This window comes from Lacinutrix venerupis (genome assembly GCF_001971745.1).
Lineage (GTDB): Bacteria > Bacteroidota > Bacteroidia > Flavobacteriales > Flavobacteriaceae > Lacinutrix > Lacinutrix venerupis.
Genome location: NZ_CP019352.1, coordinates 466,201 through 481,169, shown reverse-complemented (window position 1 = coordinate 481,169; position 14,969 = coordinate 466,201). Strand labels below are relative to the sequence as shown.

13 protein-coding genes are annotated in these 14,969 nt (G+C 29.2%); 5 read left to right on the top strand and 8 right to left on the bottom strand.

Features of this window, described 5'->3' with window-relative positions; genetic code table 11:
- The first annotated feature begins 72 nt into the window (after positions 1 to 72).
- Positions 73 to 2,160 carry a M16 family metallopeptidase gene (locus BWR22_RS02060; protein WP_076731782.1) on the top strand — a complete coding sequence of 696 codons (2,088 nt, stop codon included), beginning with the start codon at positions 73 to 75 and terminating at the stop codon, positions 2,158 to 2,160.
- A 44-nt stretch (positions 2,161 to 2,204) separates the two neighbouring features.
- Here BWR22_RS02060 and BWR22_RS02055 read toward each other — a convergent pair whose 3' ends face one another.
- Complete coding sequence (locus BWR22_RS02055; RefSeq protein WP_076731781.1) at positions 2,205 to 3,080, bottom strand: DMT family transporter; 876 nt, start codon at positions 3,078 to 3,080, stop codon at positions 2,205 to 2,207.
- A 107-nt stretch (positions 3,081 to 3,187) separates the two neighbouring features.
- On the opposite strand from BWR22_RS02055, the gene BWR22_RS02050 reads away from it, so the two are divergent.
- A complete protein-coding gene (locus BWR22_RS02050) occupies positions 3,188 to 3,586 on the top strand; it encodes a heavy-metal-associated domain-containing protein (RefSeq protein WP_076731780.1) in 399 nt (132 codons plus the stop codon).
- 420 nt (positions 3,587 to 4,006) lie between these two features.
- Here the strand turns inward: BWR22_RS02050 and BWR22_RS02045 are convergent, their stop codons facing one another.
- The 4 genes from BWR22_RS02045 to BWR22_RS02030 form a co-directional block, all read right to left on the bottom strand.
- The gene (locus BWR22_RS02045; RefSeq protein WP_076731779.1) at positions 4,007 to 8,440 is read right to left on the bottom strand and encodes a CheR family methyltransferase; all 4,434 of its coding nucleotides are present in this window, start codon (positions 8,438 to 8,440) and stop codon (positions 4,007 to 4,009) included.
- 123 nt (positions 8,441 to 8,563) lie between these two features.
- Positions 8,564 to 9,142, bottom strand: a complete 579-nt coding sequence (nadD, locus tag BWR22_RS02040) for a nicotinate (nicotinamide) nucleotide adenylyltransferase (protein WP_076731778.1) — start codon at positions 9,140 to 9,142, stop codon at positions 8,564 to 8,566.
- Between the two features lie 2 nt (positions 9,143 to 9,144).
- A complete protein-coding gene (gene gmk, locus BWR22_RS02035; RefSeq protein WP_076731777.1) occupies positions 9,145 to 9,729 on the bottom strand; it encodes a guanylate kinase in 585 nt (194 codons plus the stop codon).
- Between the two features lie 2 nt (positions 9,730 to 9,731).
- Complete coding sequence (locus BWR22_RS02030; protein ID WP_076731776.1) at positions 9,732 to 10,589, bottom strand: YicC/YloC family endoribonuclease; 858 nt, start codon at positions 10,587 to 10,589, stop codon at positions 9,732 to 9,734.
- 81 nt (positions 10,590 to 10,670) lie between these two features.
- Between BWR22_RS02030 and BWR22_RS02025 the strand changes: the two genes are divergently transcribed.
- A complete protein-coding gene (locus BWR22_RS02025; RefSeq protein WP_076731775.1) occupies positions 10,671 to 11,150 on the top strand; it encodes an acyl-CoA thioesterase in 480 nt (159 codons plus the stop codon).
- Here the strand turns inward: BWR22_RS02025 and BWR22_RS02020 are convergent.
- Positions 11,139 to 12,038, bottom strand: coding sequence for a DMT family transporter (locus BWR22_RS02020; RefSeq protein ID WP_076731774.1), 900 nt, complete (start codon positions 12,036 to 12,038; stop codon positions 11,139 to 11,141). The two genes, BWR22_RS02025 and BWR22_RS02020, sit on opposite strands and share 12 nt — an antisense overlap.
- Positions 12,028 to 12,420, bottom strand: a complete 393-nt coding sequence (locus BWR22_RS02015) for an arsenate reductase family protein (protein WP_241828218.1) — start codon at positions 12,418 to 12,420, stop codon at positions 12,028 to 12,030. The genes BWR22_RS02020 and BWR22_RS02015 overlap by 11 nt, the downstream gene beginning before the upstream one ends.
- Before the next feature lie 39 nt (positions 12,421 to 12,459).
- On the opposite strand from BWR22_RS02015, the gene BWR22_RS02010 reads away from it, so the two are divergent.
- Positions 12,460 to 12,924 carry a DinB family protein gene (locus tag BWR22_RS02010; protein WP_076731773.1) on the top strand — a complete coding sequence of 155 codons (465 nt, stop codon included), beginning with the start codon at positions 12,460 to 12,462 and terminating at the stop codon, positions 12,922 to 12,924.
- Here the strand turns inward: BWR22_RS02010 and BWR22_RS02005 are convergent.
- A complete protein-coding gene (locus BWR22_RS02005; RefSeq protein WP_076731772.1) occupies positions 12,913 to 13,656 on the bottom strand; it encodes a PdaC/SigV domain-containing protein in 744 nt (247 codons plus the stop codon). The genes BWR22_RS02010 and BWR22_RS02005 overlap by 12 nt on opposite strands.
- Before the next feature lie 112 nt (positions 13,657 to 13,768).
- Between BWR22_RS02005 and BWR22_RS02000 the strand changes: the two genes are divergently transcribed.
- Positions 13,769 to 14,908 (top strand): cystathionine gamma-synthase, encoded by a 1,140-nt coding sequence (locus BWR22_RS02000; RefSeq protein ID WP_076731771.1) that lies wholly within the window; start codon positions 13,769 to 13,771, stop codon positions 14,906 to 14,908.
- Positions 14,909 to 14,969 lie beyond the last annotated feature (61 nt).

Here is a 14,969-nt window from a genome sequence, read left to right as displayed (position 1 = left end):
GACACAAATAGCCTTTAAAATGTTTTTAAAACTATAAAGAACTATTTGACAACTTTTAAAAAATAAATACAAATGAAAACAAAAATAACAGCATTTATAGCACTATTTTTATTATCAATTTCGGTTACCGCTCAAATTGATAGGTCTGTGCAGCCAAAACCAGCAGCTGCTCCAGCAATAACTTTAGAAGTTCCTGGAGAGTTTGAATTAAAAAACGGACTTAAAGTCTTAGTTGTAGAAAACCACAAATTACCTAGAGTATCTTACACTTTAACCATAGACAATCAACCTCGTGTAGAAGGTGAAATTGCTGGAGTTTCAGGTATATTAGGTGCAATGATGGGAAATGGAACAACATCTATTTCTAAAGATGAGTTTAATGAAGAAATAGATTTTCTTGGAGCAAGATTAAGCTTTGGATCTAGTAACGCCTACGGAGGTTCTTTAACAAAATACTCTGAAAGAATTTTAGAATTAATGGCAGATGCTACTATTAACCCATTATTTACAGAAGAAGAATTTCAAAAAGAAAAAGAAAAAGCAATTGAAGGTATTAAATCTAGTTCAAAAAGTGTAAGTGCAATTGCAAGTCGTGTAGGTGGCGCTTTATCTTTTGGAAAAGGTCATCCTTACGGTGAGTTTGTTACAGAAGAAAGCTTAAACAACATCACTTTAGATAATGTTCGTGCTTACTACCAAAAAAACTTCAACCCTAATAACGCTTATTTAGTAGTTGTAGGTGATGTAGATTTTAAAACTGTAGAAAAGCAAGTAAAAAAATACTTTAAAAAATGGGAAAAAGGTTTAGATGTAACCTCATCTGTACCTGCTCCATATAAAAATGTTGGGCAAACAGAAATTAACTTTGTCGATATGCCAAATGCAGTACAATCTAACATTGTTGTTACAAACAATGTAGATTTAAAAATGAATCATCCAGATTATTTTGCTGCTAAATTAGCCAACTACATTTTAGGTGGTGGTGGAGAAGGTTATTTATTTTTAAACCTTCGTGAAGACAAAGCTTACACATATGGTTCTTATTCTAATATTGGAACAGATAAATATGGAGCTGCTAGATTTAGCGCTAGTGCAGAAGTAAGAAATATGGTTACAGATAGTTCTATTGTAGAAATACTTAAAGAAATTGATAGAATTAAAACCGAACCAATTTCTGCAGAGGCACTTAAAAATGCAAAAGCAAAATACGTTGGTAGCTTTGTAATGGCTTTAGAGCAGCCTCAAACTATTGCTAGATATGCTTTAAACATTAAATTAAACGATTTACCTAAAGACTTCTACAAAACATACCTTAAAAAGGTAAATGCTGTAACAGTTGAAGATATACAAGCTGCAGCAAACAAGTATTTTTCAAGTAAAAATGCAAGAGTTGTAGTAGTAGGAAAAGGAAGCGAAGTTATTTCTAATTTAGAAAAAACAAAATTCCCAATTAAATACTACGATACTTATGCAAATGCTATAGAAAAACCAGTGTTTTCTAAGCCTGTTCCTGCTGGAGTTACAGCACAAACTGTACTAGAAGATTACTTAAAAGCAATTGGAGGTAAAACAGCTGTGCAAAACATAACTACTCTAGTTCAAGAAATGAGTGCTTCTTTTCAAGGACAAAATATGGTTATGACTATTAAACAAAAAAATCCAAACTTATTTGCTAACGATGTAAGTATTGTAGGAATGGGATCTGTATTTAAACAAGCTTTTAATGGAGAAACTGGCTACATGGCACAAATGGGAAATAAACAACCTATGTCAGAAGAAATGGTTTCTAAAATGAAAGATAAGACAGGTTTAATTGACGAGTTAAACTTATTAAACGATAGCTCTAAAAAAATATCAGTTTCTGGTATTGAAGCAGTAGATGGTAATGATGCATACGTTATTGCTATTGAAGATAGTAAAGGAGAAACATCTAAAAATTATTACGATGTTACTACAGGTCTTAAAATTAAGTCTGTTTCAACTGCTAAAACTCCTACTGGACAAGAAGTTTCTCAAGAGTCTACTTTTGGTGATTACAAAGTAGTAGATGGCATTAAGTTTCCACATACTACATCTTTACCTATGGCAGGACAAAAAGTAGAACTTAAAACAACATCTATAAAAGTTAACTCACCATTAACAGATGCTGATTTTAATTAATTAGTAAAACTATATAATTTATTAAAACCTGAAGTCGAAAGGCTTCAGGTTTTTTGTTTTTTATTAGCTAAATATACGCCAAGTAAAATAATTAAGGATGCTAAAATTTGTAAAACACTAAAAGTTTCGCCGTCTAGCAATCCCCACATTAATGCTACAATTGGCATAATATAAGTTACTGAAGAAGCAAAGACCGGTGTAGATATTTGAACCAATTTAAAAAACAAAACCTTAGCCATTGCTGTACCAAATAAAGATAAAATAGCAATATATAAAACCGACAATCCTAAATCTGGATTATTAAAGTTTTCTACAGTAAAGAAATTAGTAAAAAATAAAACTAAAACAGCAGGAATAAAAATAGTTACATAGTTCCCAACGGCAATTGCAAGCGGTTTTACATTTTGTAAATAACGCTTAATTATATTCACGTTTGCAGCATACATTAATGTTGATGCAATTATAAAACCAGCAAATAAGTAATTTTGGTCAGGATTAAGTTCTGCTCCTTTTAAAATTAATAATGCTGTACCAATAAAGCCAATAATAACACCTAAAATTTGTCTTTTAGTAGATGTTATTTTAAAAACAGCTAATCCCATTAAAACTGTATTTAAAGGTACTAAAGAATTTAAAACAGAGACTACAGCGCTATCTATTTCGGTTTCTGCAATTGCAAAAAAGAAAGCTGGAATAAACGAACCTAAAAAACCAGAAATAGCAATCCATTTCCACTCTTTTTTTTCTATTGTTTTTATAGTTTTAAAACCTGCTAAAAACAAAAAGAAACCGGTAATAACGGTTCTTAAAGCTCCCAATTGATACGGCGTTAAACCTACCAATCCTTTTTTTATAAGTATAAAACTAGTTCCCCAAATAATAGACAATATAATCAGGTAAGCCCATTTGGATAATTTCATGTAAATAATGCATTTGTTAGATAGTGCAAAAATGAAAATTTTAACGCAATAAATAGATATAATTCTTAATTTTGTAATCTATTATTAAATAATAAAAATTGATACTCATGAAAAATTTAAAAAACATACTAGTAATAGTTATTTTAACTATTACGGCCTTTAATTGCAAAAATGAAACGCAACCAGAAATTAAAACTGTAGAAACAGCAACAGAGGTTAAAAAAGTAGAATTAGATCCTAATGCAACATACGCAAAAGCCGAATTTAAAATTGAAGGAATGACTTGTGCTATGGGATGTGCAAAAACTATAGAGAAAAAAATGGCAAAAATGGAAGGTGTTAAATCTGCAACTGTAGATTTTGAACGTGAATTAGCTATGGTAGAATATGACGAAGCTAAAGTAACACACGAAAGTTTAAAAAACACAGTTACTGGTGTTTCGGACACTTACAGTGTAAAAAACATGAACACCGTTGAACACTTCTCTAAAGCAGAAAAACAATAGAGTATTATAATTTAAATTGTTATAATTAAACTATTTAAGTAGATATTAAACCAGGACTTTTGTTCTGGTTTTTTTTAATTAAAAAAACCAACTCAGATGAGTTGGTTTTTTTCGCTATTAATCAATTATAACAAATAATACCTAAAAATTATTTGCTATGGGAAACTTTTAATGATTTCAAAAATTATAATCATTAAAGTATACTTTTTTTATTTGAACTAATCTATAAAATAAAGGGATAAATAGTAGATTGCTGTCAAATTCTAAATCAAAATTAGAACAAAGAAACAATGCTTACAAAACTATTTTTTTACATTTTGTGCATTTCATCGAAAAAATGAGTATTTCTTAGTTTTGCTTTACGGTAAAAACCGTAATTTTTTCGTTTTGTGAGAATTAACTTTCAATTTGTGCGACTTTTTAACCTAACCATTTATTTAAAGTAGCAAATAACTCGTCTTTAATAATTGGTTTAGACAAGAAATCTACGCATCCCATTTTATAACATCTTTCTTTTTCGTCTGGCATGGTATAAGCTGTTTGCATAATAATTTTAGCCTCAGGATTAATTTTTAATATTCTCTCTAAAACTTCAATTCCACTCATTTCTGGCATTCTAATATCTAATAAAACAACATCTATATCTTTAGTTTTTTTGTACGTTTTAATGGCTTCCTTTCCTGTTTTAGCAAAAAGAATGGTTGCTCCACTATCTCCAAGGACTATTTTAAATAATAAACGAATTAAAGAATCGTCTTCTGCAATTAATATTGTTTTATTTTTTAAAAATGCTTTATTTATAGTTGTTACTATTTTTTCGTTTGCAGTATTATGGTTTAATTCCTTTAAAGGAATTGTAAACTCGAATAATGTACCTTTACCTTCTTCAGATTTTACAAATATTTCTCCGCCTAAAAGCGTTACAATACCTTTACAAATAGACAATCCTAAACCAGTTCCTCCATATTTTGCATTACTCTCGTAATTAAGTTGTTTAAAACGCTCGAAAATTTCAATTTGTTTACTTTTTTTAATTCCCATTCCTTGATCTTTTACAAAGAATTTTAAAAAATTATTTTCTACAGTAAAACCAAATGATATTTCTCCTTTTTCTGAAAACTTTAAAGCATTGTTTAATAAGTTTGAAAGCACTTGTTCTAACCTTTGACTATCGGTTATAATTTCAAGATTATTGTATTTTTTAGGAATATGTGTTTTAAACACAATATCTTTTTTAAGCTTTATTGTTTTTAATTGCTTGTAAGTAATATCTAAGTTTTTTATAAGCTTAGGTACATTACACACTTTTGAAGTTATTTTTAACTCATTGGCTTCTATTTTTGCAACGTCTATTATATCGTCTATTAAATTTAATAATTGTTTCGAGTTGCTATCTATTATATCAAGATATTTTAATCTATCGGTTTTAGATAGGCTATCGTTTTTTAGTAATTCTGAGAAGCCTAAAACACCATTCATAGGTGTTCTAATTTCATGGCTCATATTTGCTAAGAAATAGTTTTTATGAAGGTTTGCAGACTCTGCAGCTTTTTTAGCTCTAATTATTTCTTCTTCAATTAGTTTTTGCTTAGTAATATCCTGTGCTGCACCTCTTAAACCTATAATTTCTCCATCTGCATTTTTTACTGCTTCTCCTTGTGCACGCAACCAACCTTTTTCTCCGTTAGTTTTTATAAGGTTTAATTCTATTACATAAGGGATTCCCAATGTTCTTGTTCTTTCTACAGCTTTATTTAACTTTAGCCAGCTTTCTTTTGTAAACAATTTCTTTTGCTTAGAATAATCTGGAGGTGATGATTTTGGGTCTAACCCATACATTAAATAAAGTTGCTCAGTCCAATATACTTTGTCGGTTTTTAAATTTAAATACCAACCACCAACTAGTGTTAAAGCTTGAATTCTATTAAGCTCTGCTTGGTTTCGTTTTAGCGCCCTTTCTTTATTTTTAAGCTCTGTAAAATCTGTAATTATACCTGCAAATTCTCCCTTTTTAGGAGAAAAACTATTTATTAAAAAGTGTTGTTTTAAAGATTCTATATGGCTTTCTATTGTAAAATCTTTTCCTGTTAAAGCTGTTTCTCCAAATTTTTGAAGCAATTTATTAGGTTTCTCTAATAAGCCAGGTGAAATTTCTGATACTTTTTTACCAATAATATCCTCTGCTTTTAAATTAAATAACTTTTCATAAGTTGGGTTTACATCTATAAATTCCCAATCGATTGGATTATTAGATTTATCTACAATAATTCTAGCATGAATAAAGGCTTCGTTTAAACTTTCAAATAACTTTTTATATTTTAAATCGGTTATTTCAAGTTCATTTTCTATCTCCTTGAGTTTATTAATATTATTTAAAGTAATTACTACTCCATTTATAACTTTATCTGCTGTTATAAATGGACTTATTCGTTTTAAATAAAAATTATTGTCTTTATCCTTTACTTGTTTTTCTACTACTACTAATTTTTCTAAAACTGTTTTAGAATCTTTAAGTATCATCTTTCTTACATCCTCATCAAAATTAGATGTAAATATTGATAGCGGCCTACCAAGATCTATTTCATTTAAATTAAAAACTTCTTTAAGTGCAGGTGTAAATTTTCTAATTCTTAAATCTGTATCTAAAAATAATGTAGCAATATCTGTATTGTCTAATAGGTTTGTTATATCATTATTTAGGTTGGTAAGCTCTTTATTTTTTTCCTGCATTTCTGTGTTTACAGTATAAAGCTCTTCGTTTACAGATTGTAATTCTTCGTTTGTACTTTGTAATTCTTCATTAGAAGCCATTAATTCTTCATTAGAAGATTGCAACTCCTCGTTACTTGTTTCTAGCTCTTCAATTACATTTTGTAATTCTGTTTTAGCAATTTTTAAGTCGTTTTCTAAATCTTCTAATCTTTGATTTGAAGCTTCATCTACATCTATATTATCTACAACTAATGGCGTATCGTATTGTATTACTTTATCATTACTAAATTCAATTAAGTAGCAATCACTTAAATTTTCGAAATCTTTTGGTTTATGAAAATTTAAGTCGAACAAAAAGTTTTGTCCTTCTGTTTTATTTAATATTCCTTTAATTACTACATCTTGCTTATTTGCTTCAAGCCTTCTAATACCGCTTCTAATTACAACAGCAATATCTGCACTAACCATTTTTAACAAGTTAGTTTGAAAAATTCCAGAGTTATGAGAGAGTCTTTTACCTGCATCTCCATTAATAAATAAAATATTAAAATCTTTATCTATAAAAATAGAGGCTGGACTAAATTTTAAGTTTAAATATTTATGAAATAATAATTCTGGTGTTTCTTTAATTTTATATTGCGGAACATGTTTTATTTCTTTAGGATAATTATAAGCTAATGTTGCCACTCTTTCCATACTAGAGTTAGCTATTGGAGTTTGTTTAGAAGATGATATATTTTGGAAAATTTTCCACTTAACATCTAATGTTTTAAAATTCTTAGATACCTCTCCTAAAGACTCACTATTACCTAAAAACAAGTAAGAGTATTGGTTTAATGCAAAATGAAAATTATACATTACCTTTTTTTGAATTTTATTATCAAAATAAATAAGTAAATTTCTGCATGAAATTAGATCCATTTTTATAAATGGCGGATCTTTTATTAAGTTGTGATAAGAGAAAACAATCTTCTCCCTAATACGTTTTATTATTTGAATTTGGTCTCCTATTTTAACAAAATACTGATCTAAATAAACCTTTTCAATTTCGTTAATTATATTAATATGATAAGCTCCTGCTCCTGCAATAGCTAATGCACTTGGATCTATATCTGTTGCAAATATTTTAAAATCAAGGTTTAATTGATGTGTTTTTATATAATTATCTATTAATATTGCTAGCGAATACACCTCTTCTCCAGTAGAACAACCTGCTATCCAAACACGTATAACCTCAGAACTTTTTTTATTTTGGCATATTTGCGGAATAACCTTTTCTTTTAAACTTTTAAAAGCTTCGGTGTCACGAAAAAAACGTGTTACTCCTATTAAAAAATCTTCTTGTAATGTTTGTTTTTCTTCAAGGTTGCTTGATACAAAGGTTGCATAATCGTATAAATGCTGTATGTTGGTAACATTCATACGTTTTTCTATACGCCTTAAAAGTGTGTTTTTTTTATACTCCCTAAAGTCGATACCAGAGTGTTTGTAAACTACTGTTAGTATATCGTTAATCAAGCTTTCATTGGATGGGTTTTTATCAAAGTCGTTTAAAAGTAAAGGTCCACTTACAGGATTTTTATGCAAAATTTCTGCTATTTTACTTGGTTCTAATATGTAATCTGCCGTATTGGTTGATATTGCAGAATTTGGCATACCATCAAATTGTGCCGATAGTGGATCTTGAACAATTATAGTTCCTCCTCCTTCTTTTATGGTTTTTATTCCTCTAGAACCATCGGGTCCTGTTCCAGATAAAATAACGCCTATAGATTTCTCTTTATACTCTTCGCCTAACGTGTGAAAAAAGATATCTATTGGTAAATTAAGATTATGTTTAGGTCCTTTATCAAGTAAATATAATTCTGAGCCTTTTACATGTAAATTTTTACTTCTTTGGTTTAAGTAAATACAATTAGGCTTTATTGTTTGCTTATCTTCTGCAGTAAAAATTTGCATTTTTGTATGCTTACTAAGAAGCTCTGGCATTAAACTTTTAAAATCAGGAGAAAGATGTTGAATAATAATAAATGCCATTCCTGTATCGTTAGGAATATGGTCAAACAAAGTTTGTATAGCATCTAAACCTCCTGCAGAGGCTCCAATGCCAACTACATAAGTTTTTGCTTTTTTACTTTTCATTTTAATTATTTAAAAATTAATATCCTGTTTTAAATTTGTAAAACTTTAGATTCTAACTTAAAATAATTGATTTATAGCGTAAATAATTAGATTTCTATATTGGTTAAGTATAGGGATAGCAATTTATTTATAAAAATTCATTTCATCTACATATTCCCAAACTTTTTTAGGTAATAATGGCTTTACATTTTTACCATTTTTTATAGCATTTCTAATCATGGTTGAAGAAATTTCCATAATTGGAGCCTTAACTCTATGTATTTTTTCGTGATTTGTAAATTGAGTTTCTACAATACCTTCTGAAATTCTAGGATACACGTAAATGTTATGGTTTTCTAAGATAACTTCATAATTTTTCCATTTATGGAAACTCTTTAAATTATCTTCTCCCATAATTAAAGCAAAATCATGTATTGGGTACTTTTCCTGTAAATAGGTAAGTGTATTTATAGTATAGTTTGGTTGTGGTAAATTAAATTCTATATTACTCTCTTTTAATTTATCGTAATCTTTAGTGGCGAGATACACCATTTCTAAACGCTGGTGATTATCCAGTAAAGTACTTTTCTTTTTAAAAGGATTGTGTGGTGTTACTACAAACCAAATTTGGTCTAAATCACTATTCTCCACTAATTGGTTTGCGATAATTAAATGCCCAATATGAATTGGGTTAAATGAACCAAAATATAGGCCAATTTTCATTTTTAAACTTTTGTTTCGGTTATTAAAAAATGTCCCACAATATTTTCTGCTTGCTGTAATGCTTTATCTAAATTATCGTTTTCAATAATTACATCAAAAAGCGGTGCTGTTGCTAATTCTGCACTTGCTTTTGCTACACGCATATTTATTTTATCGTCACTTTCTGTTTTTCTTTTTTTAAGCCTAATTTTAAGCTCGTCTATACTTGGTGGTTTTACAAAAACGGCTAAGGTTTGCTCTGGGAATTTACGCTTTATACGTAGTCCTCCAGAGACATCTATATCGAAAATTACATTTTTACCCAAAGCCCATAAACGTTCTACTTCTGTTTTTAAAGTACCGTAAAAATTATCTCTATAAACTTCTTCCCATTCAAGAAAATCGTCGTTTTTTATGTGTTGTTTAAATTCGCTTGCAGATAAAAAGTAGTAATCTTCAGCATGCACTTCGGCACCACGTTTTTCACGAGAGGTTGCTGAAATAGAAAATGCTAAATTAAGTGCTTCTTTTTTTAATAAATGCCTAACAATAGTTGTTTTTCCAGAGCCTGATGGTGCAGAGAATACTATTAATTTTCCTTGCTTCATTTTTATAAAACGTTAAGTAGTTGTTCCTTAATTTTCTCTAGCTCGTCTTTCATTTGTACAACCAATTGCTGCATTGGCGCATAATTACTTTTAGATCCAATAGTATTGATTTCTCTACCCATTTCTTGACCTATAAATCCTAATTTTTTTCCGTTAGAATCTTTAGAATTTAAGGTTTCTATAAAATATTCTAAATGGTTTTTTAAACGCACTTTTTCTTCGGTGATATCAAATTTTTCAATATAATATACTAATTCCTGCTCAAAACGGTTTTCATCGTATTTCTCCTTTAACTCTTCTACACCTTTCTTTAAACGTTCACGTACGCCTTCTACACGCTCAGGATCCATAGTAATTACTTGCTCTAGCAAATTTGCTATAATAGCAACACGGTCTTTAAAATCTGCTTCTAAAACTTTACCTTCATTTAAACGATACTCGTTAATAGCTGCAATAGCTACTTTAATTTCACTTTCTATTTGTTCCCACTCGTTATTATCTATCTCTTCGCGCTCTGTATTTAAAGCATCTGGAAAACGAACAGCCATTTTTAACAAATCTAATTCATTACCATCTACAACATTTTTAAGTTGTTGTATATATTGTTTAACAACTGGAGTATTAATTTTTGTTGAAGTATCTTCTGCAGTTGCTTCTACGTAAATCGAGAAATCTATTTTTCCTCGAGTTAACTCTTTTGCCATTAATTTACGTAAGTGTAATTCTTTTTCTCTATAAATTGAAGGCATTCTAGCATTCAAGTCTAAGTTCTTGCTATTAAGCGATTTTAGCTCAATTGTTATTTTTTTTGTTGGTAATTGTAAAACAGATTTACCATAACCTGTCATTGAATGTATCATAAAATAATTTGTAAAGTTGAGCAAAGATAAGCAAAACAGAATCCTTAAAAAACTGTAACTTTGCTTATTAAAAACCAAAATATGTACAAAAAACAGTTCGAAATACGTTGGAGTGACGTTGACGCCAACAGACATTTAGCCAATTCTGCCTACACTAATTTTATGAGCCATACCAGAATGGCATTTTTAATAGAACATGGTTTCACCATGAAAGAATTAGCTATGCACAATATTGGACCTGTTGTTTTTTATGAGCATATGCACTATTTTAAAGAGGCTTTTATGGGACAACCAATAACGGTATCTTTAGAGGTTTCTGGACTAAGTGAAGATGGAACTTTTTTTAAATTCGACCATAACTTTTACAACCATAAAGGTGAAAATATAGCATTTTGCGAAATGCTTGGTGCCTGGATAGATTTAAAAGCAAGGAAAATGACTAATTTACCACAGCAACTTATGGACTTAGCAGATTCTTTTCCAAAATCTGAAGACTTTAAAATACTTACTAAAGAAGATACTCGTGCTAATGGTCGTACACCTAAAAATTTAAACCTCTAGTTTAACTTTAGGTTTTTTAGTTACTAAATATACTCCTGAAAATATTAAAGCTGAAGCTATTAGTTTTACAGATGTAACACTATCGCTACCCATAATTATTGCAAAAATTCCAGCTATTACTGGCTGCAAATATATAAAGGTTGTTACTGTAGATGCTCTTAAATATTTTAATGCAAGTGGATTTAGTAAATATGTTCCAAAAGTGGCACCTATAACCACAAATCCTATAGAAAAGAAAATATATGGTGTAAATGTAGAAAGCTGAGCAGATATTAATTCTTTATAACCAAATGGAATAACTAAAATTAACCCAAACAAAAACAACCATCTTATAAAAGTAAATGGATGGTATTTATTAGTTAGTTTTTTAATAATTATAATGTATATACTGTAAGACACAGCGTTTATTAGCACAAACAAATTGCCAAGTAAAACATTATCTCCTTCTAAATTAGATTTACCGTATAGACTTAGTACCAAAGCTCCAGCAAAACCTAAAATTACACCTAAAACCTTATAATTTGTAATACGCTCTTTTAAAAAAATGGATGATAGTACTAACACAATTATAGGTGTAGTAATCATAATTACAGAAGCATGAATTGGTGTTGTAAACTCTAAACCTTTAAAAAAGGTTAGCATATTTAAAGCTACTCCAAAAATAGCAGCATAAAATATAATTAAATAATCTTTTTTATCTATTTTTTCTTTAGGTCCTAAAAAACTAAATATCCAAAATAATAAAGTTGCTCCTGCAACTCTAACTAATATAAAACCAAACGGTTTCATAAAACCACCAGACATAACATCTTTAGCAAATGTAAAATTTAAACCGTAAAGCAATTGCACTATAAAGGCAGCTATTAATGCCCAATATCTAGTTTTCATTCAATTCATTTTTAACAGCCTCAACATTAGCCTTAGAGTTACCTATAAATATTTTATTGTTTAAAATAAAAACTGGTCGGCTTAAAAAAGTATAATGCTCTAATATTAAGTTTTTATAATCGGTTTCTGTTAAATTTTTATTTTTTAAATCGCGTTGTTTGTAAAGTGTTGCTCTTTTACTAAAAAGAGCTTCATAACTACCTGCAAGATCTTTCATTTGTCTAATTTGCTCTTCGGTTATAGCTTCAGTTTTAATATTTTGAAGCTCTACATTTTCTGGCAGATTTAACTCTTTTAAAATACGAATACACGTACTACAAGATTTCAAATAATATACTTTATCAATCATCATAATAGTTTTAACACTACAAATTAAATTCATTTAAATGAGATTCTACTATATTTATAAAAAATTTGAATTATGGATTTTACATTTGATGTTTTTGCAAAAACAAGAGGCTTTTTTAAAGCGTATTTAGAAGAATTGTCTTTAGCTCAGCTTAATGCTATTCCTAATGGATTTAACAATAACATTATCTGGAATATTGGGCACAGTATAGTTACAGAACAAATATTAGTTTATAAACTTTCTGGATTAAAACCAAATGTTAGCGATGCACTTATTGCTAAATACAAAAAAGGAACAAAACCAGACGGAAAAGCTACTCAAGAAGAAGTAGACGAATTAAAAGCTTTGGCGTTTTCAACAATAGAACATACAGAGGCAGACTTTGGTTCGAAAGTATTTAAAACATTTAATGAATATACTTTATCTACCACAGGAAATACGCTTACAAACGTAAACCAGGCAATACAATTTGCTTTAATACATGAAGGAATGCATGCTGGTTATATTTTAGCATTGTTACGTGCTTTAAAAGTTTAAGTAATCGTTTACTACTGTATATGGGATGGTAAATTCTATGACATTATTTACCGCAGAGTTGTAAGTATCATAAAATACTATTACACCATCCTCGCTAAACCCAAGGTTTTCAGGTAATTTAAATGTATCGTTTTTAAAAGCTTCTATACGATTGTTATTTGCAGACAATAGTTCTTTATTATAATATTTTTGAGCTATAGCTGTAAAAGACGGAATATCGTTTATTAAGTCTTTTGTTTCTAATTTTAAACCTGTTTTAACATCAAAATTAAAAAACCTAAAAATTAAGTTACCATGAGCACCACCAGTATTAATACTAGAATTCATTGCAATAGAAGCTAACGTTTCATTTGTATAAATAACTTCTCCATCAATTAAAACCTCCCAAGTTGGTAAATTTGTATATAACGTTTTACCTATTTGAGTTTTAAAGTCTTTATAAGATTTTTTAAAATTAATAATACTCTCTTCTGTGCTCTCTTTTGTTTCAGAAACCGAATCAATATTTAATGCATTGTTTACAAAATAATTAAGTGTTGTGTTAATTTGTTTTGCTGCTTCTGTTTGTCCTTTAGCTACAGGAATATTTATCTCAATAATTACTTCATCTTCATCTATAATTGAAATCTCATCAAAAACAACTACCGTATCTTCTTTACAAGAAAAAACAAAAGTTATAATAATAATGACGCTAAAAAATTTTATTAATTTTAAATAATAACTGTTAAACATTAACTAAAGGTTTTATTACAATTTACATACAACGAATTAAAGGCTATTTTTGTTGTAATCAAAAAAAACTAAAAATTGTTTTTAGCTTTAAAATATTAATAAAAATAAGCATATGAAATTCAATACAAAAACCATTCATGGTAAACAACATCCTGATGTAGCTTATGGAGCTGTAATGCCTCCTATTTACCAAACCTCAACATATGCTCAAACTACTCCTGGAGGAAATAAAGGTTACGAATATTCTAGAACCCACAATCCTACTAGACATGCTTTAGAAAATGCCTTTGCTAGTATAGAAAATGGAACGTTTGGTTTAGCGTTTGGTTCTGGACTAGCTGCTATTGATGCTGTTTTAAAGCTTTTAAAACCTGGTGACGAGGTAATTTCTACTAACGATTTGTATGGCGGAACCTATAGATTATTCACATCTATTTTTGAAGACTTTGGTATTAAATTTCACTTTGTAGGCATGAGTAATGCCTCTAATATCGAAAATTATATAAATAATAATACAAAACTTATTTGGGTAGAAACACCTACAAACCCAATGCTAAATATAATAGATATAAAAGCAACAGCAAGTATTGCAAAAAAACACAATATATTGCTTGCAGTAGACAACACATTTGCCACGCCTTATTTACAACAACCTCTAGATTTAGGCGCAGATATTATTATGCACTCTGCAACTAAGTATATTGGTGGACATAGTGATTTAGTAATGGGAGCTTTAGTTGTAAATGACAAAGAACTTGCAGATAAGCTTTATTTTATACAGAACGCGAGTGGTGCCATTTGCGGCCCACAAGATTCTTTTTTAGCACTACGCGGCATAAAAACTTTACATGTTAGAATGCAACGTCATTGTGAAAATGGCAAAGCAATTGCCAAATATCTTGCAACGCATCCAAAAGTAGAAAACGTATATTGGCCAGGTTTTAAAAACCATCCAAATCATGATATAGCAAAATCTCAAATGAAAGATTTTGGAGGCATGTTGTCTTTTACTACTAAAGGAAATAATTACGAAGAAGCTATAAAACTTGTAGAAAATTTAAAAATTTTCACTTTAGCAGAATCACTTGGTGGTGTAGAATCTTTAGCTGGGCATCCTGCTAGTATGACACATGCAAGCATCCCAAAAGAAGAGCGAGAAAAAACAGGTGTAGTAGATTCTTTAATTAGACTAAGTGTTGGTATTGAAGATGAAGAAGATTTAATAAACGATTTAAAACAAGCCTTAGGATAAGTTAAAGACTTTTATAAAACAAAAATGCTCAAGTATAAACTTGAGCATTTTTGTTTTATAT

What these genes read in the sequence shown, in the direction of transcription:
- BWR22_RS02020 (WP_076731774.1), bottom strand. Translation starts at nt 12,038, where the DNA reads ATGAAAACTAGATATTGGGCATTAATAGCTGCCTTTATAGTGCAATTG.
- BWR22_RS02055 (WP_076731781.1), bottom strand. Translation starts at nt 3,080, where the DNA reads ATGAAATTATCCAAATGGGCTTACCTGATTATATTGTCTATTATTTGG.
- BWR22_RS02050 (WP_076731780.1), top strand. Translation starts at nt 3,188, where the DNA reads ATGAAAAATTTAAAAAACATACTAGTAATAGTTATTTTAACTATTACG.
- BWR22_RS02000 (WP_076731771.1), top strand. Translation starts at nt 13,769, where the DNA reads ATGAAATTCAATACAAAAACCATTCATGGTAAACAACATCCTGATGTA.
- BWR22_RS02010 (WP_076731773.1), top strand. Translation starts at nt 12,460, where the DNA reads ATGGATTTTACATTTGATGTTTTTGCAAAAACAAGAGGCTTTTTTAAA.
- BWR22_RS02060 (WP_076731782.1), top strand. Translation starts at nt 73, where the DNA reads ATGAAAACAAAAATAACAGCATTTATAGCACTATTTTTATTATCAATT.
- BWR22_RS02030 (WP_076731776.1), bottom strand. Translation starts at nt 10,589, where the DNA reads ATGATACATTCAATGACAGGTTATGGTAAATCTGTTTTACAATTACCA.
- nadD (WP_076731778.1), bottom strand. Translation starts at nt 9,142, where the DNA reads ATGAAAATTGGCCTATATTTTGGTTCATTTAACCCAATTCATATTGGG.
- BWR22_RS02045 (WP_076731779.1), bottom strand. Translation starts at nt 8,440, where the DNA reads ATGAAAAGTAAAAAAGCAAAAACTTATGTAGTTGGCATTGGAGCCTCT.
- BWR22_RS02025 (WP_076731775.1), top strand. Translation starts at nt 10,671, where the DNA reads ATGTACAAAAAACAGTTCGAAATACGTTGGAGTGACGTTGACGCCAAC.
- BWR22_RS02005 (WP_076731772.1), bottom strand. Translation starts at nt 13,656, where the DNA reads ATGTTTAACAGTTATTATTTAAAATTAATAAAATTTTTTAGCGTCATT.
- gmk (WP_076731777.1), bottom strand. Translation starts at nt 9,729, where the DNA reads ATGAAGCAAGGAAAATTAATAGTATTCTCTGCACCATCAGGCTCTGGA.
- BWR22_RS02015 (WP_241828218.1), bottom strand. Translation starts at nt 12,420, where the DNA reads ATGAATTTAATTTGTAGTGTTAAAACTATTATGATGATTGATAAAGTA.